This is a genomic window from Arthrobacter sp. NPDC057259, assembly GCF_042668995.1.
In the GTDB taxonomy this organism is placed as follows: Bacteria; Actinomycetota; Actinomycetes; order Actinomycetales; family Micrococcaceae; genus Arthrobacter.
Window position 1 is genome coordinate 393,351 of the sequence record NZ_JBHUYA010000002.1, and the last position, 22,134, is coordinate 415,484.

General features: G+C 71.4%; 17 protein-coding genes and 1 pseudogene. 9 read left to right on the forward strand and 9 right to left on the reverse strand.

The window, feature by feature from the left end:
- Positions 1–45: 45 nt before the first annotated feature.
- Positions 46–127: pseudogene (locus ACFUCU_RS05735) on the reverse strand (YkvA family protein); the annotation flags it as partial.
- A 223-nt stretch (positions 128–350) separates the two neighbouring features.
- On the reverse strand, positions 351–1,019 hold the full coding sequence (locus ACFUCU_RS05740; RefSeq protein WP_364136106.1) for a helix-turn-helix domain-containing protein: 669 nt from the start codon (positions 1,017–1,019) through the stop codon (positions 351–353).
- An 84-nt stretch (positions 1,020–1,103) separates the two neighbouring features.
- On the opposite strand from ACFUCU_RS05740, the gene ACFUCU_RS05745 reads away from it, so the two are divergent.
- The gene (locus ACFUCU_RS05745) at positions 1,104–1,457 is read left to right on the forward strand and encodes a thiamine-binding protein (RefSeq protein ID WP_290256914.1); all 354 of its coding nucleotides are present in this window, start codon (positions 1,104–1,106) and stop codon (positions 1,455–1,457) included.
- An 8-nt stretch (positions 1,458–1,465) separates the two neighbouring features.
- Here ACFUCU_RS05745 and ACFUCU_RS05750 read toward each other — a convergent pair whose 3' ends face one another.
- On the reverse strand, positions 1,466–1,690 hold the full coding sequence (locus ACFUCU_RS05750; RefSeq protein ID WP_377971276.1) for a hypothetical protein: 225 nt from the start codon (positions 1,688–1,690) through the stop codon (positions 1,466–1,468).
- Positions 1,687–3,129: a glycosyltransferase gene (locus ACFUCU_RS05755; protein WP_377971277.1), complete on the reverse strand. Its 1,443-nt coding sequence runs from the start codon at positions 3,127–3,129 to the stop codon at positions 1,687–1,689. Before ACFUCU_RS05755 ends, ACFUCU_RS05750 begins: the two co-directional genes overlap by 4 nt.
- A gap of 199 nt (positions 3,130–3,328) precedes the next feature.
- Here ACFUCU_RS05755 and ACFUCU_RS05760 point away from each other — a divergent pair, with 199 nt between their 5' ends.
- The 5 genes from ACFUCU_RS05760 (at position 3,329) to ppsA (ending at position 11,898) form a co-directional block, all read left to right on the forward strand.
- On the forward strand, positions 3,329–4,423 hold the full coding sequence (locus ACFUCU_RS05760) for a hypothetical protein (protein WP_377971279.1): 1,095 nt from the start codon (positions 3,329–3,331) through the stop codon (positions 4,421–4,423).
- Entirely contained in the window at positions 4,417–5,844 is a 1,428-nt protein-coding gene (locus ACFUCU_RS05765; RefSeq protein ID WP_377971281.1) for a PIG-L family deacetylase, read from the forward strand. Before ACFUCU_RS05760 ends, ACFUCU_RS05765 begins: the two co-directional genes overlap by 7 nt.
- Positions 5,841–6,635, forward strand: coding sequence for a glycosyltransferase family 2 protein (locus ACFUCU_RS05770; protein ID WP_290256909.1), 795 nt, complete (start codon positions 5,841–5,843; stop codon positions 6,633–6,635). Before ACFUCU_RS05765 ends, ACFUCU_RS05770 begins: the two co-directional genes overlap by 4 nt.
- 143 nt (positions 6,636–6,778) lie before the next feature.
- Positions 6,779–9,436, forward strand: a complete 2,658-nt coding sequence (locus ACFUCU_RS05775; protein ID WP_377971282.1) for a cation-translocating P-type ATPase — start codon at positions 6,779–6,781, stop codon at positions 9,434–9,436.
- Positions 9,437–9,498: 62 nt separating this feature from the next.
- Positions 9,499–11,898: a phosphoenolpyruvate synthase gene (gene ppsA, locus ACFUCU_RS05780; RefSeq protein ID WP_377971284.1), complete on the forward strand. Its 2,400-nt coding sequence runs from the start codon at positions 9,499–9,501 to the stop codon at positions 11,896–11,898.
- A 22-nt stretch (positions 11,899–11,920) separates the two neighbouring features.
- Here the strand turns inward: ppsA and ACFUCU_RS05785 are convergent, their stop codons facing one another.
- Genes ACFUCU_RS05785 through ACFUCU_RS05800 form a run of 4 tightly spaced genes read right to left on the reverse strand, consistent with a single transcriptional unit; the run spans position 11,921 to position 14,834 of the window.
- Complete coding sequence (locus ACFUCU_RS05785) at positions 11,921–12,256, reverse strand: carboxymuconolactone decarboxylase family protein (RefSeq protein WP_290256907.1); 336 nt, start codon at positions 12,254–12,256, stop codon at positions 11,921–11,923.
- A 12-nt stretch (positions 12,257–12,268) separates the two neighbouring features.
- Entirely contained in the window at positions 12,269–13,126 is an 858-nt protein-coding gene (locus tag ACFUCU_RS05790) for an aldo/keto reductase (protein WP_377971286.1), read from the reverse strand.
- On the reverse strand, positions 13,123–13,557 hold the full coding sequence (locus ACFUCU_RS05795) for a cupin domain-containing protein (protein WP_290256905.1): 435 nt from the start codon (positions 13,555–13,557) through the stop codon (positions 13,123–13,125). Before ACFUCU_RS05795 ends, ACFUCU_RS05790 begins: the two co-directional genes overlap by 4 nt.
- Before the next feature lie 11 nt (positions 13,558–13,568).
- Positions 13,569–14,834, reverse strand: coding sequence for a multidrug effflux MFS transporter (locus ACFUCU_RS05800; protein WP_377971288.1), 1,266 nt, complete (start codon positions 14,832–14,834; stop codon positions 13,569–13,571).
- A gap of 101 nt (positions 14,835–14,935) precedes the next feature.
- Between ACFUCU_RS05800 and ACFUCU_RS05805 the strand changes: the two genes are divergently transcribed.
- Complete coding sequence (locus tag ACFUCU_RS05805) at positions 14,936–15,805, forward strand: helix-turn-helix domain-containing protein (protein WP_377971290.1); 870 nt, start codon at positions 14,936–14,938, stop codon at positions 15,803–15,805.
- Between the two features lie 10 nt (positions 15,806–15,815).
- Here ACFUCU_RS05805 and ACFUCU_RS05810 read toward each other — a convergent pair whose 3' ends face one another.
- Complete coding sequence (locus ACFUCU_RS05810) at positions 15,816–17,714, reverse strand: heavy metal translocating P-type ATPase (RefSeq protein WP_377971292.1); 1,899 nt, start codon at positions 17,712–17,714, stop codon at positions 15,816–15,818.
- A 141-nt stretch (positions 17,715–17,855) separates the two neighbouring features.
- On the opposite strand from ACFUCU_RS05810, the gene ACFUCU_RS05815 reads away from it, so the two are divergent.
- Both ACFUCU_RS05815 and ACFUCU_RS05820 read left to right on the forward strand, forming a co-directional pair.
- A complete protein-coding gene (locus ACFUCU_RS05815) occupies positions 17,856–18,875 on the forward strand; it encodes a polysaccharide deacetylase family protein (protein ID WP_377971294.1) in 1,020 nt (339 codons plus the stop codon).
- Positions 18,876–18,949: 74 nt separating this feature from the next.
- Complete coding sequence (locus ACFUCU_RS05820) at positions 18,950–22,114, forward strand: HAD family hydrolase (protein WP_377971295.1); 3,165 nt, start codon at positions 18,950–18,952, stop codon at positions 22,112–22,114.
- Positions 22,115–22,134: the final 20 nt, after the last annotated feature.

A 22,134-nucleotide genomic window follows, 5' to 3' on the forward strand; every position in this document is an offset into this window, starting at 1 on the left:
GACGCACGGCGTCGGGGCCCGCCCGCTTGATCACGGAACGCAGCGCCAAGGCGACGATCACGACGTCGTCCGCGTAGCCGATCACGGGCAGGAAGTCCGGCACCAGGTCGATCGGGGAGAGCAGGTACAGCAGCAACAGGACCAGCCGGACCCGCACCCCCACGGCGACGGTGCCGTCCGCGATCAGCCGTTTCACCAGCCGGAGCAGGTCCGGCAGCAGCCGCAGCGCGTCCCTCATGCTCACGGTGTCGGGGTGCCGGCGCGCGTAGTTCCACAGCAGGACCAGCAGTGCGGCGTAGACCAGCATCAGTCCGCCGATCACGCCGGCGAGGGTTTCCCAGCTCATGGTCTCAACGGTACGTGGCCCCCGAGGGCGACCCGAACCCCACGCCGAACGCCGTGCCGTACTGGGTTCCGGGCACCAGGGTCTGGGGCGGCAGTGGGCGGTCCGGCCGCTCGGCCCGGATGGCGTCCTCGAGCAGCGCCACCGGGCGGCGCCAGGCGTCCGAGCCGGCCTCCATGGTGTCCACAACGCCGATCAGCATGGCCAGCAGCCGGATCATGTCCGCCATGGAGATGTCGCTGCGCAGCGTGCCCTGGCCCTGCCCGCGTCCCAGCAGGATCGCGACCGACTCGATCAGGTCCCCGGTGATCCCGGTCAGCACCCCGCGGCGCCCGGCCACAGCTCCGAGGAGATTGGCCTCATCGCTGGCCACCGCCATCAGTGCTTCCACGATGCGGAACAGGCCCTCGGCGGCATCGGTCCCGGCCAGTGCATCGTCGATCACCGGGTTCACGCGCAGTTTCAGCTGCTGGTGCAACGCGGCGAGGACCAGTTCCTCCTTGTCCGCGAAGTTCCGGAAAAGGGTGGCGGGGCCCACGCCGGCGGTCACGGCGATGGTCTGCAGCGGTACCTCCGGCCCGTGCTCACGGAAGCACTGGCGGGCCGCGGCAATGATCTTATTGACGTTGCGTGCAGCGTCCGCGCGGAGCGGCCTGCGGTCTACTGCCCGGTTCATTTGCTCAGGGTAGCAACGCCGAGGCGGCGCGAACCGGTTACCCGCGGGTTCACATATTTATGACGCGGAGGGCACACTGGAGCCATGCTGCTTGCCTTTTCTGTTGCCCCGTCCGGCCGTCCCCCAGTCGCCCCTACCTCCGGTTCCGCTGCCGCCCCCGAGACGGCTCCCGGCGCGGACGACGCGTCGGTGCACGACGCCGTCGCCGCCGCGGTGCGGATCGTCCGCGAGTCCGGCCTCCCGAACCACACCGACGCCATGTTCACCACCATTGAGGGCGAATGGGACGAGGTGTTCGACGTCGTCAAGCGTGCCACCGAGGCGGTGGGCCGCTACGGCAGCCGCGTGTCCCTGGTGATCAAGGCGGACATCCGCCCCGGCTACACCGGCGAACTGACCGGCAAGCTGGACCGGCTGGAGCGGGCCCTGGGGGAGTAAGCCCCGCCCTAGTCTGCGTCAGGGTAGATGCTGCGACTCTCGGCGCGCTCATTCCGGGTGCGGATCCACTCCGTGGGGTGGACCTTCGGGAGGACTTTCGCCAAGGCCAGGGCCGCGTACATCACGGTGTTGATGGCGACGAAGGTGGCGAGAACGGCGAACCAGTCGGTATGAAGGAGCGATTCCGGAAACAGCGGTCCCGCGGGGACGGCGGACGGGAACGAGGGACTCATGCCTGCTCCGCTTCTTCGGAGGCCCGTGCCGGCGCCGGGGTGAGGTGCTTCCACGTCGCCGTCCTGCCCAGGGCGATGTCCGCCACGCCCTTGAGGTAGACGATGTTGAGGAACATATCGAAGAACAGTTCGGGGAAGAGGGTTGCGGCCAGAAGCCGTGCCCGCCACCCGCCGGACCACACGGTGAGAACCCGCTCTGCCATGAACAGCAGGCCTAACCCGAGCCAGAAGGGGAACCAGATCCAGGCATCGAGGGCGAACACCATCAGGAAGATCAGGAGCAGGTAGGAACCCAGGGCGATCACGCCGTACCCGATTCCCAGTTGCTGGGCCCAGTACCGCATGGTTGGCGGGGTGACGCCGTAGGCTCCGATATTTTCCAGCGCACCGCGTTGCCAGCGGAGCCGCTGGGCCCACAGGGTCCGCCAACCGGGCATCAACTCGGTGACGACAGTGCACTGGGAAGGCGAAATCATCAGCCCGCCCAGAGACTTCAACGCGATGGTCAGCTCATTGTCCTCGGTCAGTGCGGCAGTGTCGTAGACGTCCCCCGGGGTGCCCGGGATCGTAACGCCCCGGTTGGCGGCGACCGTGCGCAGCGCTCGGGACCGGAAAAGCGAGGCGGTTCCGGTGAGCACGAAGACGCGTCCGCGGCGGCGGCTGATTTCGCGCCCGTAGCGCAGGTATTCGTTGCGCTGGAACTGTCCGATCAGACCGTGGCCCTCCTCGCCATAGAAGAGCCCGCCGACCGCCATCAGGGCCCTGTCCGCGGTAAAACGGTCCACGGCGGCCGCAAGGAAGCCGTCATCGAGCATGGTGTCGGCGTCCATGATCATGACGACGTCGTTGTCCCCGAGCCCCGGGAGCAGGCCGGCCAGGACCTGGTTCAGCGCGCCGGCCTTCTTGTGCGTGTTGCCGACCGATTCGATGACCTCCACACCGGCAGCCCGGGCCCGCTCGACGGTCCGGTCAGTGCAGTTGTCCGCCACAACGATCACCCGGTCCGGTGACCTCGACTGCTGCAGCAGGGAGGCGATGGTCTGCCCCACGGAAGCTTCCTCGTTGTGGGCGGGGATCAGGACCGTCACCGTGACCGGGCCGGCGAACTCACCGCGGGTTGCGGCCATCACCACCCGGGGAGCGAGCGGACCGGTGAGGGGGTCCAGCGACCGCCGGGAGCGGTTGACGATCCTCCGGTCCACGGTCGCAACGCCGGCCGCCAGGAGGAGGGCCATCGCCATGGCCGCCAGAAGCACGCGGGGGGCCGGGGCGTCGGTGTTGTAGAGGATGCTCCAAAAACCAAACACCAGTCCCTGGGCGGGGGATTCACTGAGCGCCGGGCCGCCGGCGGCCACGGCAAACCACAGGAGCGCCGCCGCTCCTCCGGCAATGACAGCGATGACAATCCCAACAGCTCGGTTCAGCCTTCCCGCACGCATGCGCACGATAGTACCAGTGGCCCCACCAGCAGCACCTGTCACATGGGGGGGATTTGCGGCTACGGTACCGGGACGCGGGAGCCCGGTCATGCAGATGGCGCCATCCCCGCCGATGGTAAGTAAGCTGAGATTCAATCGGGGGAAGGCGCAGCGGCGCTGGCCGGCTCCCCCGGAGCCAGCCACGAACCGTAAAGGACCCATGAACGCGACCCAGGACCCCCGCCCGCCCAAGGCCGTGCGGATCAGCTCCGGACCGGACGCGCTCGCCCGGCTGGATCCGTTCCTGGCCGACGTCGCGGCCGCCGTCGGGGACGTTCCCGCCCTGCTGTCCCTCACCGCGGACGCCGGATCATGGGCGCCGGCGCCCGGCGCCGGCCGCACCGCGTTCCTCTGGGAACTGCTCGCGTCCGTCACCGCCGTCGACGTCGCGGCCGGCCGCATCCTGGAACCGCACCTGGACGCGGCCGCGATCCTGCAGCAGGCCAGGGACGCGGGGGAGGCCGGCGCCTCCACGGACCTCGAGGGCACCTGGGGTGTCTTCGCCGCGGAGGCACCCGGCCTCAGCCTCACCGCCGCTGAAGAGGGCGGCCGGACTCTGCTGACCGGCGCCAAGCCCTGGTGCTCGCTGGCCGGGCAGCTGGACCGGGCCGTGCTGACCGCGCACCTGCCTGGCGGCGGCCGCGCCGCGTTCGCCGTCGACCTCCACGCTGACGGCGTGAGCGTCGCCGACCCCGGCTGGACCAGCCTGGGGCTGCGGGAAGTTCCCAGCGGCACCGTGAACTTCGACACCGTCCCCGCCACCCCGCTCGGCGGCGAGGGCTGGTACTACCGCCGCCCGGGCTTCGCCTGGGGCGGCATGGGCGTGGCGGCCTGCTGGCTGGGCGGCGCCGTGGCCGTGGCCCGCAGCTACCGGGACGCCCTGAGAGCCGCAGAGGACCGCGGCCGGGCCCCCGACCAGGTGGCCCTCGCGCACCTGGGTGAGATCGACCGCACCCTGGCCGGGCTCACCGCCTACCTGGCCCGCACCGCGGACCGGATCGACGCCGGTGACCTCTCCGGAAGCGGCGCCTGGCCCGAGGCGCTGCGCGTCCGCGGAGCCGTCGCCAGCGCCGTCGAACGCATCCAGGCCCTGGTCAGCCAGAACCTGGGGCCCGGACCGCTGGTCTTCGACGCCGCCTACGGCAAGCGCATGGCGGACCTCGCGCTGTACATCCGGCAGCACCACGCCATGCGCGACGACGCGCAGCTGGGCTCGTTGGTCTTCAAGGGCTTCGAGGGTGACGAGCCATGGTGAGCTTCACGCACCAGGACGCCGGCACCCCTGAAAGCGCCTGGGCCCGATCCGGCGCCGCGGCGCTGCCCGAGCTGCCGCTGAACGACGGCGAGCTCGCCGCCACCGCGTTCCTGGTGCTGGCCGCCCACCCCGACGACGAAACCCTTGGCGCCGGCGGCCTCATGGCCCGGCTGCACGCCCTGGGCGGGGACGTGCGGGTGCTGCTCTGCACCGCCGGCGAGGCCTCTCACCCGGATTCGCCCACAGTGACGCCCGAACGGCTGGCCGAGGTGCGGCTCCGCGAATTCGACGGCGCCCTGGGACACCTGCTGGGCGGCCCCCGACGCCGCTATCTGGGCCTGCCCGACGGCCGGCTCGCCGAGCACCGGGCAGAGATCGAGGCGGCCATCCGGGAGGCAGCCGCGGACACCGGAAGGCCTGCCGAGCGGATCGTTCTCGTGGCGCCCTACCGGCACGACGGCCACACCGACCACGACACCCTGGGCCGGGCCGCCGCGGAAACCGCCGCCGGGCACGGCTACGGCCTGCTGGAGTTTCCCATCTGGTACTGGCTCTGGGCCGCCCCAGAGGACGCGGCCTGGCAGGACTGGCAACGGTTCCCGTTGCGGCCCGAGGACCAGCAGGCCAAGGCCCGGGCGATGGCGGCCCACACCTCCCAGGTGGCCCCGCTCTCGGAGCAGCCCGGGGACGAGGTGCTGCTGCCGCCGGGCTTCCTGGCCCACTTCGAGCGGCACTGGGAAACCTTCGCCTGGCACCAGCCCCGCCCGCCCGCCGCCGGGGACACAGCCATAGATACGGCCGCCCGCGATGCCGGGTCCCACGGCGCAGCCGCCGGCTACGCCGCCGCCGACGCCGAACGGCTCTTCGACGCGGTCCACGGCCGCGACGAGGACCCCTGGGGCTACGCCGGCACCTGGTACGAACAGCGGAAACGGGCGCTGACCCTTGCCGCGCTGCCGGAGCAGAGCTACGAGGCCGGGCTGGAGATCGGCTGCTCGATCGGGACGCTGAGCGTTGAACTGGCCGAACGCTGCGGAACCTTCCTGGCCGTCGACGCCAGCAGCACCGCCTTGGCCCGCGCCGCCGAACGGCTGGAGCACCTGCCCGCCGCGCAGACCCGGCACCTCACTGTCCCGCACGGCTGGCCCGACGGCGGGTTCGACCTGATCGTCGTCTCCGAGGTGGGCTACTACCTCTCCCCGGAGGAGCTGGACGAGCTGTTCCGGCGGGTCGAAGCCTCGCTGCTGCCCGGCGGCACCCTGGTCCTCTGCCACTGGCGGCACCCGCTGGACGGCTGGGTCCTGGACGGTGACACGGTCCACGCTACGGCCCGCGACCGGCTCCGCTGGGCCGGGGCCGGGCTCTACCGGGAACGCGACTTCGTGCTGGAAATCCTCCGGGCGCCGGAGCAGCAGCCATGACCGTCGCCATGACCGCCCGGCGGCGCCCCGCGATCGACACGGTCGCCGTCGTCCTTCCCGTCCACAACGAGGACCAGCACCTGGACCGCGCGCTGTCCGCCGTGCAGGCTGCCGCGGACCAGCTGGCCCGCGCCCGCCCGGAGGTGGTTGTCCTGGTAATGGTGGTGCTGGACTCCTGTACCGACGGTTCCGCGGAGATCGCCGGACGCTACGTCGAGGCCGACCCCCGCTTCCAGATCCTCACCGTCGGGCTCCGCAGCGCCGGGGCCAGCCGGGCGGCGGGCATCCGCACCGCCGTGCTGGGCCGTCCGCGCCGGCATCCGGGCCAGCGCTCCACCCCTGTGCCCTGGCGCGGAAAGACCTGGCTGGCGAATACCGACGCCGACTCCCGGGTCCCGCCGCACTGGTTGGTCCGGCAACTGGAGTTCGCCGACGCGGGGGCGGACGCCGTCCTGGGGTCGGTGGAACCGGACCCGGTGGGCATGGACCCGGACCTGCTGCGCCGCTGGCTGGAGCGGCACCCGTTCGAGGAGAACCACCCGCACATCTACGGGGCCAACTTCGGCGTCCGGGCCTCCGCCTACCTCGCCGCCGGCGGCTTCCCCAAGCAGCAATCGCACGAGGACCGCACCCTGGTCCAGGGCCTGCGCAGCCTGGCGTTCACCGTCCTGGCCACCGACAGCGTCCGGGTGCTGACCTCCGGGCGGACGCAGGCGCGGGCACCGCAGGGCTTCGCGGCGTACCTGCGCTCCCTGGGCCGGCAGGCACCGCCGGCGGCCACCGGCAGCTAGGCGGCCGACGCCGCAGCCGGGGCCTCCAGGCCCCTCCGGAACAGCCGCACGCCGGGGACTTTCGGCCCTAACCCGCGGGCCGGGAGCGGGCGGATCGTCGAATCCATGACACGCCGGGGCGGAGCCGGATCACGGTGCTGCCGATGACGGGCTTGACCTCGGCGGAGGCGGCCCGGCGGCTGGAGCGCACCGGCCCCAACCGGCTGCCGGAGGCCCGGGCCGTGCCGGGGTGGCGGCGGCTGCTGGCTGAACTGACGCACTTCTTTGCCGTCATGCTGTGGGCGGCGGCCGTCCTAGCCTTCATCGCCGGGATGCCGCAGCTGGCCATCGCGATCGTGGTGGTGATTTTGGTCAACGGCGTCTTCGCCTACATCCAGCAGGAACGGGCCCAGCATGCCGCGGCGAAACTGCGCGAGCTGCTGCCGGCCATGGTCTCGGTGCGGCGGGACGGCCGGGTGGTCAAGGTGCACACCACGGAACTGGTCCCCGGCGACGCCGTCGTGCTGGTGGCCGGCGACCGTGTCCCCGCGGACCTGCGCCTCATCCTGGCCGAGGGCTGCTCGGTGGATGAGTCCATGCTCACCGGTGAAAGCGAACCGGTGCCCCGTGCCGCCGGGGAGGTGCTTTACGGCGGCACGTTTCTGGTGGTCGGCTCCGCCGAGGGGCTGGTGGAGGGCACCGGGGCCACCACCCGGCTGGCCGAGATCGCGTCCCTGACCGGCCGCGTCGAACCGCCGCCGAGCCCGCTGGCCCGGGAGCTGCAGCGCATTGTCCGGATCGTGGCCACCGTGGCGCTGGGGATCGGGGCGCTGTTCTTCCTGGTGTCCCTGCTGGTGGGGATCTCCTGGCGGGATGCCTTCCTCTTCGCGATCGGCGTCGCCGTGGCGCTGGTCCCCGAGGGCCTCCTGCCCACGGTCACCCTCTCCCTGGCTATCGGGGCGCAGCGGATGGCCGGCCGCAACGCCCTGGTCCGGAACCTGCAGGCCGTCGAGACGCTCGGCTCCACCACTTTCATCTGCACCGACAAGACCGGCACCCTCACCCAGAACCGGATGAACGCCGTGGAGGTCTGGACCCCTGCCGGGACCCTGGACGTCGCCGGTCAGGGTTACGAACCCGGGGCCTACATCAGCGCTGGCGGAGCCGCCCCCGCCGGCGAGGCGCTTCGGGCCGCCCGGCGTCTTGGCACCGCCGCGCGGGCGGCCTCCGTGGGCCGGGCCGTCCTTCACGAGGGCCGGTGGATCGCCGAGGGGGACCCGATGGAGGCGGCCATCGACGCGCTCGCCACCCGGCTGACGGGCGGTGGGATCGCCCTGACGGCCGAAGAAACGGACGGCGGCGGCGGCGCGGGCATCGGTGCAACGCCGACGCCGGACCGGCGCTTCGCCTTCGACCCCCGCCGGCTGCGCGAGTCCGCGCTCGCCGGGACCACCCTCTACGTCAAGGGCGCGCCCGAGTCCGTCCTGCCCGTCTGCCGCGGCGGCAACGGCGCATCCCGGGAACTGGTGGACCGGATGGCCTCCCGCGGACTGCGGGTCCTCGCCGTGGCCGAGCGGCGGCTGCCCGGCCCCGCCCCCGACGGCGCCACCGCCGATGAGCTGGAGCAGGACCTGGAGCTGCTGGGCCTGATCGGCCTGCACGACCCGCCCCGGGCGGAGGTCCGCGTGTCCCTGCAGGCCGCCCGCGAGGCCGGCATCAAGGTGGCCATGGTCACCGGCGACCACGCCTTCACCGCCGCCGCCATCGCGCGGGAGACCGGGCTGATCGGGTCCCCGGAACTGGTGCTGGAGGGCCACACCCTCCCGGAGGATGACGAGGTGCTCGCCGCGCTCCTGGACCGCGACGGCGTCGTGGTCAGCCGCGTCTCACCCGAGCAGAAGCTCCGCGTCGCCCGGCTGCTGCAGCGCCGCGGCCACGTCCTGGCCATGACCGGCGACGGCGTCAACGACGGTCCCGCCCTGCAGCAGGCGGACATCGGCGTCGCGATGGGACTCAGCGGCACCGACGTCGCCCGCGAGGCAGCAGACCTGGTGCTCCTCGACGACGACTTCGCCACCATCATCGCCGCCGTCGAACAGGGCCGCGCCACCTACGCCAACATCCGCCGCTTCCTGACCTACCACCTGACGGACAACGTCGCGGAGCTGACGCCGTTCGTCTTCTGGGCGCTGTCCGGCGGCCGGTTCCCCTTGGCGCTGAGTGTCCTGCAGATCCTGGCCCTGGACATCGGCACCGACCTGCTGCCCGCCCTGGCCCTGGGAAGTGAGGCCCCAAGCAAGGGCGCCCTGAAGCGGCCACCGGAGCGGCGGCACCTGATGGACCGGGCGCTGATGGTCCGGGTGTTCGGGCTGCTCGGCCCGGTGGAAGCGGTGCTGGAGATGGCCGCCTACACTGCGGTGCTCCTCGGCGCCGGGTGGAGCCCCTGGACGCCGGGGGCCGTGCTGCCGCCGTCGGACGCGTTGATGGCCGCCTCAGGTGCCGCCTTCACCACCGTGGTGCTCGGTCAGTTGGCCAACGCCTTCGCCTGCCGCAGCGCCACCGTCCCGCCGTGGCGGCTGGGCTGGGCCAGCAACCGGCTGCTGCTGTGGGCGGTGCTCGCGGAGCTGGGGCTGCTCACCGTTTTCCTCTTTCTGGGCCCGGTGGCGGATCTGCTGGGCCAGGCGCCGCCGACACCGGGCGGCCTGGCCGTCGCGCTCGCCGCCATCCCCGCGGTGCTGCTGGCGGACTGGGCGTACAAGGCGTTCCGGCACCGCGAGTTCCGGCACCGCCGGGCCGGCGTCCGGGGGGCCCAAAGACTCTGACCCCGCGGGGCCGCCCACAGCAGGATCGGAGCATCGACGGACTACCACCGAGGAGCGACCGCATGCCCGGACACGTGTTGTGGTTTGAGGAGATCGGCATGGCCGATGTGCCCCGGGTGGGAGGCAAGAACGCGTCCCTGGGTGAGCTGATCGGAGCGCTGAAGACCCGCGGCGTGCGGGTGCCGGACGGCTTCGCCACCACGGCGGAGGCCTACCGGCTCTTCATTGACGCCAACGGCATCGAATCCGGGATACGGGAACGCCTGGACGCCTTCCGCGCCGGGACGGCCACGCTGCGCGAGACCGGCGAGGCCATCCGCGAACTCTTTCTCGGCGGTGAATTCCCGCCGGACCTGGCCGAGGCGCTCCGCGACCATTACCGGGAGCTGGGCCGCCGCTCCGGGACGGACCGGCTCTCCGTGGCGGTCCGCTCCAGCGCCACGGCGGAGGACCTGCCGGACGCCAGCTTCGCCGGTCAACAGGAGACCTTCCTCAACGTCGCCGGGGAGCGGGAACTGCTGGACGCCTGCCGCCGCTGCTACGCCTCCCTGTTCACTGACCGGGCCATCAGCTACCGCGAGGTCAAGGGCTTCGACCACCTCGACGTCGCCCTCTCCATCGGCGTGCAGCGGATGGTGCGCTCGGACATCGGCGCCTCCGGGGTGATGTTCTCGATCGACACGGACTCCGGCTTCCCCCGCGCAGCCGTGATCAGCGCCGCCTGGGGCCTCGGGGAAACGGTGGTGCAGGGCAGCATCAACCCGGACAAGTACCTGGTCTTCAAGCCGCTGCTGGGGGAGGCGCCCGCGGCCGCCGGCATCCGCCCGATCATCGAGAAGACCCTCGGCGCCAAGGAACGCAAGATGGTCTACAGCCGGGGCGGCCACGCCCGCACCCGCACCGTGGACACGTCCGAGGCGGAACGCAGCGCCTTTGTCCTGACCGATGAGGAGATCCTCACGCTCGGCCGCTGGGCGGTGACCGTCGAGGAGCACTACGGCCGGCCGATGGACATGGAATGGGCCCGGGACGGGGAAACCGGTGAGCTGTTCATGGTCCAGGCCCGGCCTGAGACCGTCCAGTCGCGCAAGGGCGGGTCCCGGTTCACCGTGCACCGGCTGCTGGAAACCGGGCGGGTCCTGGCCGCCGGGGCGGCGATCGGCGATTCGATCGCGCAGGGCACCGCCTGTGTGATCCGCAGCGCCGCGGACATCGAGGGATTCCGCGACGGCGCCATCCTGGTCACCGAGATGACGGACCCGGACTGGGTGCCGATCATGAAGCGGGCCGCCGGGATCGTCACCGACCACGGCGGACCCACCAGCCACGCCGCCATCGTGAGCCGGGAACTGGGCGTGCCCGCCGTCGTCGGCACCGGGAACGCGACGGCGGTGCTCCAGGAGGGCCAGTCCGTCACGCTGTCCTGCGCGGAGGGGGACCAGGGGCGCGTCTACGCCGGCAGCCTGGCGTTCGAGACCGAGGACGTGGACCTGGGCGAACTGCCGGAGACCCGGACCCGGATCATGGTCAACATCGCCAGCCCAGCCGCCGCGTTCCAATGGTGGCGGCTGCCCGCGGACGGTGTGGGACTGGCCCGGATGGAGTTCATCATCAGCTCCCTGATCCGGGTCCACCCGATGGCGCTGGTCCACCCGGAGCGGGTCACGGACCCTGGCGAGGCCGCGCAGATCCGGGAGCTGACCCGCGGGTATGCGGATCCGCGGGACTACTTCGTGGACGTCCTGGCCCTCGGCATCGCCAAGATCGCCGCGCCGTACCATCCCCGGCCGGTGATCGTGCGGCTCAGCGACTTCAAGACCAACGAATACGCGCACCTGGTGGGCGGGACGGCCTTTGAGGAGGCGGAGGAGAACCCGATGCTGGGCTTCCGCGGCGCCTCACGCTACTACGACGAGCGCTACCGCGAGGGGTTCGCCCTCGAATGCCGGGCGCTGAAACGGGTCCGGGAGCGGCTGGGCTTCGGCAACGTGATCGTCATGGTGCCGTTCTGTCGCACCCCGCAGGAGGCGGACAAAGTGCTGGCGGTGATGGCGGAGAACGGCCTGGTCCGCGGGGAGAACGGGCTGCAGGTGTACATGATGTGCGAAATCCCGGCCAACGTGGTGCTCGCCGGGAAGTTCGCCGCCCGCTTCGACGGGTTCTCCATCGGCTCGAACGACCTGACCCAGTTGGTCCTCGGGGTGGACCGGGACTCGGGGCGGCTGGCGGCGCTCTTCGACGAGCGGGATGAGGCGGTGATGGCGATGATCAGCGAGGCGATCCGCCAGGCGCACGTGGCCGGGATCACGATCGGCATCTGCGGTCAGGGCCCCAGCAACCACCCGGAGTTCGCGCAGTTCCTGGTGGGGGAGGGCATCGACTCGATCTCGCTGAACCCGGACAGCTACCTCAGGACCGTCCCGCTGATCGCCGAGGCGGAGCGGCGGCCAGCGGGCGGGTGAGGAGCGTCAGGCCCGGACCGGCCTACCGCGGGCCACCGCCGCCATAAATGTCAGTTGCCATGCGGAACGCGGCCCAGGCCTTGGGCCACCCGGCGTAGAAGGCCGCGTGGGTCAGCACCTCGGCCATCTCGTCGGCAGTGACGCCGTTCGCCTTGGCCCGGCCGATGTGGTGCTGGAGCGAGCTGTCCAGCACTCCGCTCGACATCAGGGCCGTCACGGTGACGATGCTGCGGATCCGCGGGGAGAGTTGTTCTTCGCGGGCCCAGACCTGACCGAAGAGGACGTCGTCGTTGAGCGCGGCGAACGTCGGGGCGAAATCACCGAGCGTGTCCCGGCCGGCCGTTACTTTTTCAGGCATTGTGGGTCTCCTCTACTTTCCGGAGTAAACGGGGAACGCGGCGTGCTCGCCGTAGTTCTTTTCATCGAGGGTGCGGAGGGTTTCCATGTCCTCGTCCGAGATTGTGAAGGTGAGTTCGGCGTTCGACCGCATGTGGGCCGGGTTAGCGGTCTTGGGCAGTGACACGGCGCCCAGCTGCAGCGTGTAGCGGATGCATAGCTGCGGCACGCTCGCCCCGTATTTCTCGGCGATCGCCGCGATCTGCCGGTTGTTCAGGACCTGGCCGTGGGCGATCGGGGAATAGGCCTCCACCGCGATGCCTCGCGACTGGCAGTAGTCGATCAGATCGGTGGGGGTATTTCCCGCGTGCACGAGGATCTGGTTGACGTGCGGAGCGACGGTTCCGTGGTCGAGGAGGTTCTCCAGATCGGCCTGTAGGAAGTTCGAGACTCCGATCGCGCGGATTTTCCCTGCCCGGTGGGCTTCCTCCAGGGCCCGCCAGGCGGCAAGGTTGCCCTCGGAGTAGTCGCCGCCACGGAAATCATCCCAGGGCTGCGGGGCGTGGATCAGCATGAGGTCGACGTATTCAAGACCCATCTGCTCCAGTGACCGGTCGATGGCGGCGACGGCGCCGGCGTAGTCCTTGATCTCGGCGGCGAGTTTGGTGGAAACGAAGAGTTCGTTCCGCGCCACCCCTGAGGTGCGGAGGCCGTCGCCGACGCCGCGCTCGTTTCCGTAGGCCTGGGCGGTGTCGATGTTGCGGTATCCGATCGCGATGGCCTGGCGCACGGCCTCGGCGGCCTTGTCATCGTCGATGAACCACGTGCCCAGCCCCAGGGTGGGGATCTCGACGCCGTTCGACAGGGTCAGCGTTTCGTTCACAATGGTCATTCTGTTTCTCCGTTCTGGGACAGCCCGCCGTACACCTCGTCGGTGACCGGCTCGAGCCATTCGTTGCTGAGGTCATTGCCCGGGGTGATGAAAGCGACGTGGGAGAACCACGAGTCCGCCTTCGCTCCGTGCCAGTGTTTGGTGCCTGCGGGCACGTGGATGACTGTTCCCGGTTCCAGGCTGACGGGGGCCTCGCCGTCGGCCTGGTACCAGCCGCTGCCTGCGGTGCAGAGGAGGATCTGGTCGCCTCCTCCGTCCGTGCCGTGGTGGATGTGCCAGTTGTTGCGGCACCCCGGCTCGAAAGAGACGTTGCTGACGGGGACCGGGCCCGAGGCGAGGGGCGCCAGATAACTCTGGCCGGTGAAGTACTGCGCATACGCGTCGTTCTTCTGGCCCAGCGGGAAGATTTGGCTAAATTCGCTGCCGTGCATGGTGTTTCCTTTCAGTGATGGGAGTGCTCTGGAACGGGTGTTTCCGGGGAAGGTCCTGCCGCCGGTGCCGGGCGGGACGACCGCGGCAGCAGGACCAGGGCGGTCGCGGCTGCCAGGGTGATCGCGGCGGCGGTCACCAGGCCCAGCGGGAGGATGCTGAGTGATCCGGCGAGTCCGACCAGCGGGGCGGCAACTCCACCGAGAGCGAAGCGTGCGGCGCCGAGGAAGGAGGAGGCGGCGCCGGCGATGGTCGGATAGCCGGCCAGTGCGATGGTGGTCGAGGGCGGGCTGGTGACCGCGGTCCCGCTCACCAGGAGAAGTAGGGAAACCATCACCGCGGGCAAGGGCAGGTGGGTGATACCGGCGGTCAGGATTCCCCCGGCTCCGGCCGCGCACATGGCCAGGCCGATCATGAGGGTCCCGGTGATGCTCCACCGTTCGCTGGACCGGCCGGCGAGGTAGCCGAAAGCCATGAACCCCGCAGAATTCAGGCCGAAGGCCATGGCGTATTGCTGAGGCGAGAGGCCGTAGACGCCCTGCAGGACGTAGGTGGCGCCGCTGAGATAGGCAAACAGCGCCGCATAGACAAACCCTTGAACCACGACAGCGCCGACGAACCCGCGGTCCCGGAACAAAACCCGCATATCGCGGCCCACCTGGCCGAACCCGCCCGGGGTGCGCGACCCCGCGGGCAGCGTCTCGCCAAACCCGACGACGACCCAGGCCAGAATCGCCGCACCAATGACCGCAAGGACCTGGAACAGTCCCCGCCAGTCCATCACCGCGGAGAGCGCACCGCCCACCAAGGGTCCCACGATGGCCGCAAAGCCGCCGATAACGGTCAGCCGGCCGTAAAAGCGGATCAAGCGGCCGCCGTCGTACACATCGCGGCCCGCCGCCTGGGCGATCACGATCCCTACGCCGCCGGCCACGCCCTGGACCAGCCGGGCGAGCACCAGCACCTCAATGGAGGGGCTCATCGCACACAGTGCCGACACGACGACGTACGCGGTCACCCCGATCAGGAGCGGCTTTCGCCTGCCAAAGCGGTCAGAGAGCGGGCCTGCGACCAGCTGCCCCGCCGCCAGCCCCAACAGGCACGCGGTGACCGTCAGCTGTGCCGTGGACGTCTTCGCGCCAAGCTCGGCGGTCAGGGCAGGGAGAGCCGGAAGATAGAGGTCCATGGAGATGGGTCCAAAGACCGTCAGCACCAGCAACAGCGCCGCCAACCACCGGCCATGGCGGCCCGTCTGGTTGAGGGTGGAGGAATCAGTCATGTATCCAGCAAAACCCTTATCGGCAGGCCGAAGAAGTCCCTGTCAAGAGGTGTACTGGCAGGGCATCCCTCCGCCGCGGGGATCGTCGTATCGTCATAAACATGGACAATCGAGCCGAGGTGCGCGAGTACCTCATGTCACGTCGGGCCAAACTCACCCCCGAGCTCGCCGGGATACCCTCCGGCCCGAACCGGCGAGTCAAGGGACTGCGCCGCTCGGAGGTGGCCATGCTCGCAGGCGTCAGCGTGGAGTACTACTCCAAGCTCGAACGCGGAACCATCGCAGGGGCCTCCGCCTCGGTGCTGGACGCCATCTCCGAGGCCCTGCAGCTGAACGACACGGAAAGGGCCCATCTATTTGACCTGGCCCGGGCCGCCGACGGGATTCCCACCTCGGGCCGTTCGCGGCGCCGCGGCATCACCCGGAATCCCGCCCTGCGCCCGAGCCTCCAATGGGCACTTCGTTCCATCACCGACGGTCCCGCCTTTGTCCGGAACGCGCACCAGGACATGGTGGCCACCAACGATCTGGGCCGTGCTTTCTACTCGCCCGTGATTGGCGACGGCGGACGCACACCCAACCTGGCCCGCTTCCAATTCCTGGACCCGGCCTCCAGGGACTTCTATCCCGATTGGGACCTCTTCGCCGACATGTGCGTGGCGATCATGCGGGCGGAAGCCGGCCGGGACCCGCACAACAAGCTCCTCCAGGACCTCGTCGGCGAGTTGTCCACCCGAAGCGACGTCTTCCGCCGGCTCTGGGGGGCCCATGACGTGCGCACCCACGGGTCGGGGACCAAACGCTTCACGCACCCGGTGGTCGGGGAGCTCACCCTGTCCTACGAGGAGCTCGCCGTCACGGCCGATCCCGGCCACGTGCTCCTTGTCTACTCGGCCGAACCCGGGTCACCCTCAGCGGAACGGCTGAGCCTCCTCGCCTCCTGGGCCGCCTCGCAGCCCATCGCCTGGTAACCGGCGCTTTCTACGGTCCCTTCGTCCCCGTGCCCATCCCCGGTGCCGGGTTCCGGCCCGCACTCAGCGCCCGGAGTGCGTTCAGGATGGTGGCCAGGTCCACCACCTCCTGGGACAGGGCACCGGCGATCGCCGGGACGTAGCCCGCGGCGGCCGCCACCATGAGGGCCACGCTCATCGCGATGCCGATCCAAATGCTCTGCAGCGCCACCTTCACGGTGCGCTGGCCGATCCGCACTGCCGAGGCCACCTTGGACAGGTCATCCAGGATGATCACGACGTCGGCCGACTCGCCAGCCGCCGTCGAACCCCGCGCGCCCATCGCGATCCCGACGTCGGCGACGGCGAGGACGGGGGCGTCGTTGACGCCGTCGCCCACCATCATCACCGGCCGCAGCGGCAGGGACCGCACCGCTTCCACCTTGTCCGGGGGCAAACACTCGGCCCGGACGTCCGTGAGGCCGGCCGCGTCCGCGATGTGCTCGGCGGTGGCCAGGGCGTCGCCGGTGAGCATCACGGTCTGCGTGACACCCAGGTGCTGGAGCTCGCCCAGGGTGCGGCGCGCCTCGTCCCGGAGTGGGTCGCTCATCACCAGGCAGCCGACGAATTTTCCGTCCACCCCCACATAGATGCCCAGCTGCCCGGACACCAGATCCGTCTCCACCACGCCCTCGGCCGCTTCGGCCACAAAATTCGGTTTCCCCACCACCACGTCCCGCCCGTCCAGCCGGGCCCGGACGCCGTGCGTGGCGTACTCGGTGGCCTCGGAGGCGCTGTGGAAGCCCAGCACCCGGGCCCTCGCGGCGTCCATCACGGAGGCGGCGAGCACGTGGGAGGAGTACTGCTCCGCGGACGCGGCCAGGCGCAGCACCTCGTCCTCGTCCAGGGTGCCCGTGGTGCGGATTTCCACCAGCGCCGGCCGGCCGTAGGTCAGTGTACCGGTCTTGTCGAACGCGGCGGTGCGGATCCGGCCCAGCAGCTCCAGCACCCCGGCGTACTTGACGATGATCCCGCCGCGGGCGGCCCGGCTCATCCCCCCCAGGAACGCCACCGGCGCGGCGATCAGCAGCGGGCAGGGCGTGGCCACCACCAACACCTCGGCGAAGCGGGCGGGGCTGCCGCTGATGATCCAGCCGACGGCGCCCAGCACGTACGCCAGGCCCGTGAAGGGGACGGCGTAGCGGTCGGCCAGCCGGACCATTGGCGCCTTGCTTTCCGCGGCTTCCCGGACCAGGGCCACGATCCGGCTGTACTGGGAGTCCTCCATCCGGGCCGTGACGCGCATCCTGATGGCCGCCTCGCCGTTCAGGGATCCGCTCATCAGGTTTTCCCCGGCGGCCCGTTCCACGGGCAGGCTCTCTCCGGTGAGGGACGATTCGTCGAAGGTGCCGGAGTCGGAGAGCAGGACCCCGTCCAGCGGAACCACCTCGCCGGGGCGGACCAGCAGGATGTCGCCGATCCGTACGTCGGTGGCGGCCACATCCTCGTGCTGGCCGTCGGCCAGGCTGCCATCCCCGTGGGTGCCGTCCGCCGCCACACCGGCGCGCTCGCGGTGCGCCGTTTGCGGGACGCGTTCGAGGAGTGCGGTCAGTTCCGCCTTGGCCCGGCCCGCCGCGAAGTCCTCCAGCGCCGTGCCGCCGGCCATCATCAGCACGATGATCATGGAGGCGACGAACTCGCCCACCAGCACGGTGCTGACGATCGCGGTCACGGCCAGGATGTCGATGCCCCAGGTGCCGCCCATCAGCCGGCGGACCATGCCCACCGCCAGGTACGCGGCGACGGCCAGGGCGTAGAGGCTGGCGGTCCACCGGGCGATGCCCTCCTGGCCGGACACCAGCAGCAGGATCACGGCCAGCAGGACGGCCAGGGTGCCTGCCACCAGCGGGTACCGGAAGAGAGTTTTCACGGGGGTCCTGCCTTGCCTCAGCGCCGATTCCGGGATGTGCCTCTTCCAGCATCCTACTGCCCGGGGACGGCGGGTTTCCGGGGCCGTTGGAGGGGTCTTTGAGCCCTATCCCGGGCAGCGGATCCGGGGTCACGGTGGGGCATGTGGTCGATCCCCGTCGGCGGTCAGCGCCGGCTCCTGGCGGCGGTGCTCGCCGTCCTGCTCGTGGCGGCCGCGGTGGCCGGAGCGGTGCTGCTGGCCTCGGGGCCGCGGGGTTCGGGCCCGCAGGGCGGATCCCCGGCCACACTGTCCGTGCCGCCGTCGTCCTCCGCTTCCACGGAGTCACCGTCCGAGGCCACGACCACGGCGGCCCCGTCACCGGCCACGACGACGGCGGCCGCGCCTGAGCCGGGCGTACCGGCGCCGCCCGCCGCGGAGCCACCCGCGCCGCCCATACCTCCCGCGCCACCGGCACCCCAGCCTTCCGCCCCGCCCGAACCGGCACCTGAGCCACCGCAACCGCCCGCCCCGCCCGCGGACCCGTTTCCGGCCGCGCTCCGGGGCGCCGACGTCGAGGTCATCCCCGGCGCCGGGCCGGTGGTCGCCCTGACCTTCGACGCCGGGGCCAACTCCGCCGGGCTGCCCAGCATCCTGCAGACCCTCTCCGCGACGGGTGTGCGGGGGACGTTCTTCCTCACCGGCGCGTGGGCGTCCGGCAATCCGGCGGGGGTGGCCGCGATCGTGGCCGGAGGGCACCGGATCGGCAACCACTCGATGACCCACCCCGGCTTCACCGGCCTGACCGACGCCCAGATCGCCCAGCAGCTCGCCGGCGCGGAGGCCGCCATCAGCGCCGCCGGCGGGACCGCCCGGCCGCTGTTCCGGTTCCCTTTTGGCGAGCGGGACGCGCGCACCATCGCCGCCGTCAACGCCCTGGGCTACGTCGCGGTCCGCTGGACCGTGGACACGCAGGGTTGGAAGGGAACCAGCGGCGGCATCAGCGTCCAGACCGTGCTGGACCGGACCCTCGCCGGGCTGCGCCCCGGCGAGATTGTCCTGATGCACATCGGCTCCAACCCCGACGACGGCAGCACCCTCGACGCCGACGCCCTGCCGCAGTTGATCGCGCGGCTCCGGGCGGCGGGCTACGGCTTCACCACCCTCGATGCCCTCCTCCGCTGACGGTGCCGATGAGGTGCACCGCTGACCGTGACGCGGGCCTGTCGCACGCCCGGGAAGGCTGGTACGAATAGCGCATGACGGTCTCGCCCACAGTCGCCGCAGCACTGGCGCCGGTGGACGCCGTCGTCTTCGAACTCGACGGCGTGCTGCTGGATACCGCCGAACACCGCGCCGCGGCCTGGCGGATCCTGCTGGACGAGGTCCTGCGTGACCCCCGGCTGCCGCCCACCGCCCGGCGCGGCCCGCCCACCGGCGCCGACTTCACCGCCTATCTGGACGGCCGAACCCCCGCCGAGGGGGTGGCGGACTTCCTGGCCTCCCGCGGTGCGGCGCTGCCGGCCGGACACCCCGCCGACCCGCCGGGGGAGTGGACGGCGGCGGGGCTGGGCGCCAGGCAGGACCAGCTCTTCGCTGCGGCGCTGGCGGCCGACCCGCCACGGGCCTACCCCGGCTCCGTCGCCCTGCTGGAACGGCTCCGGGCCGGCCGCGTTCCGGTGCTGCTGGCCACCTCCGCCCCGCACGCGGAACCGCTGCTGGCCGCCGTCGGACTCGACGGCGCCTTCGACCAGATCGCCGACGGGCAGACCGCCGCGCACCGGGGCCTGCCGGGGAAACCCGCCCCCGCCCTGCCGCTGGAGGCGGTCCGGAAGCTGGACATCCCGCCCCGCCGGGCCATGGTGATCGAAGCCTCGGTGGCCGGGGTGCGGGCGGGACGCCGGGGCGGCTTCGGGCTGGTGGTCGGCATCGACCGGGACGGCCACCGCGCGGACCTGGAGGCCGCCGGCGCGGACATCGTGGTGGAGGACGTCAGCGAACTGGACATCGGCCTGGTCATCACCCACCCCTGGCTGCTGGTCTACGAGGGCTTCGACCCGGCGCACGAGGGGCACCGGGAAGCGCTGACCACCCTGGGCAACGGCTACCTGGCCACCCGCGGGACGGCCCCGGAACAGCGCGCCGGCCCCATCCACTACCCCGGGAGCTACCTGGCCGGGGTGTACAACCGGCTCACCAGCACGGTGGAGGGCCAGCGGACCACGGACGAGCACATGGTGAACATCCCGGACTGGCTGCACTTGGACCTGCGGATCGAGGACGGGCCGTGGTGGTCGGAGGGCGGGCTGCGGCTGCGCCGGGAACGGCGCACCCTGGACCTGAAACGTGCGCTGCTGACCCGGGAGGCGGACCTGGAGGACGACGCCGGGCGGCGGCTGCGGGTGGTGCAGCGGAGGCTGGTGTCGATGGCCGAACCGCACCTCGCGGCCCTGGAGACCGTTATCAGCGCGGAGGGCTGGAGCGGCCGGATCAGCATCAGCAGCGGCTGCGACACCGCGGTGCGCAACGCCAACGTCCCCGAGGACGCCGGCCTCGCCCAGCGCCACCTGACCGGGGTGCAGGCGGTGGAAAACCCCGCCAACGCACCCGGCCCGGGCGCCGTCGGCCTCGACGTGCAGGTCCGCACCAGCCGCAGCCGGATCGGGATCGCGCTGGCCCTGCGCACCGAGGCCTCCGGCCCGGCGAACACCGCCTACCACCAGTCCGCCGGCCTCTACGCCCACCGCCTGGAGGCCGCCGTGGGGGAGGGAGCCCCGGTCACGGTCACCAAGACCGTTGCGGTGGCCACCTCCCGGGACCACGCGGTGTCCTCGCCGCTGGCGGGAGCGCAGGCGGTGCTGGCCCGCGCCGGCACCTTCGACCAACTGCTGGCCGACCACGAGCGGGCCTGGTCCCTGCTGCTGGCCCCGTTCATCATCGACTCGGACGCCCCCTCCCAGGCCCAGCTGATCCTCAACCTGCACGTCTTCCACGTGCTGCAGACCCTCACACTGCACACCGCCGAGCTGGACGCCGGCGTCCCGGCCCGCGGCCTGCACGGGGAGGGCTACCGGGGGCACGTCTTCTGGGACGAGCTCTTCGTCCTGCCGGTGCTGAACTCGCGGCTGCCGTCCCTGGCCCGCGAGTTGCTGGACTACCGGTGGCGCCGGCTGGGGACGGCGCGGGACGCGGCCCGGGCGGCTGGCCTCTCCGGCGCCCTGTTCCCCTGGCAGAGCGGCAGCGACGGCACCGAACAGACCCCCAGCCTGCTGTACAACAGGCTGTCGGGCCACTGGCTGCCGGACTACTCCCACCGGCAGCGGCACGTGGGGCTGGCCGTGGCCTACAACGCTTGGCAGTACTTCGAGGCCACCCAGGACCGCGGCTGGCTGACCCAGCACGGCGCCGAACTGATCGTGGAGGTGGCCCGGCTGTTCGCGTCGATGGCCGAGCACGACCCCGCGGACGACCGCTTCCACCTGCGCGGCGTCATGGGCCCGGACGAGTACCACACCGGCCCCCCGGAGCACCCGGACGCGGGCCTGGCGGACAACGCCTACACCAACGTCATGGCCGCCTGGGTCTTCGACCAGGCCGAATGGATTATGCGCTCGGTCAGGGGCTTTGACATGGAGGACCTGAAGGCTCGGCTGGGGATCACGACGGCGGAGATCACCCGGTGGGCGCGGCTGAGCCGGCGGATGTTCGTGCCCTTCCACGGCGAGGGCATCATCAGCCAGTTCGCCGGCTATGGCGAGCTCCGGGAGCTGGACTGGGCCGGGTACCGCCGCCGCTACCGGAACATCGAACGCCTGGACCTGATCCTCGAGGCGGAGGGGGACAGTCCCAACCGCTACCGGCTGGCCAAGCAGGCTGACGTGCTGATGCTCTTCTACGTCCTGGGCGAGGACCAGCTCACCGGGTTCCTGGCCCGGCTCGGTTACCCGGTCACCCCGGAGCAGTTGGCCGCCACCGTGGACTACTACCTGGCCCGCACCGCGCACGGCTCCACCCTCAGCCGGGTGGCGCACGCCTCGGTCCTGGCCCAGCGGGACCCTGAGCAGGCCTGGGCCACTTTCCGGGAGGCGCTCGACGCCGACCTCGACGACACCCAGGGCGGCACCACCAGCTCGGGCATCCACCTGGGTGCGATGGCGGGAACCATCGACGTCGTCCAGCGCAGCTTCGCGGGCCTCCGGATCACCCGCGACGCGCTGACCTTCACGCCCCGGCTGCCGGTCGAGCTGCGCCGGCTCGGCTTTAAGGTCCGCTACCGGGACCAGCTGCTGGCGGTGCACCTGGAACCGGGGCGGCTGGCCGTCACCGCCGCCCCGGGCGACGCCGCGCCGGTGCTGGTCCGGGTGGGGCAGCAGGAGGTGTTCCTGCAGGCCGGGCAGCGGCACGAGTTCCGGGCGGAGCAATGACGGCTCCTCGCGCACTGTGC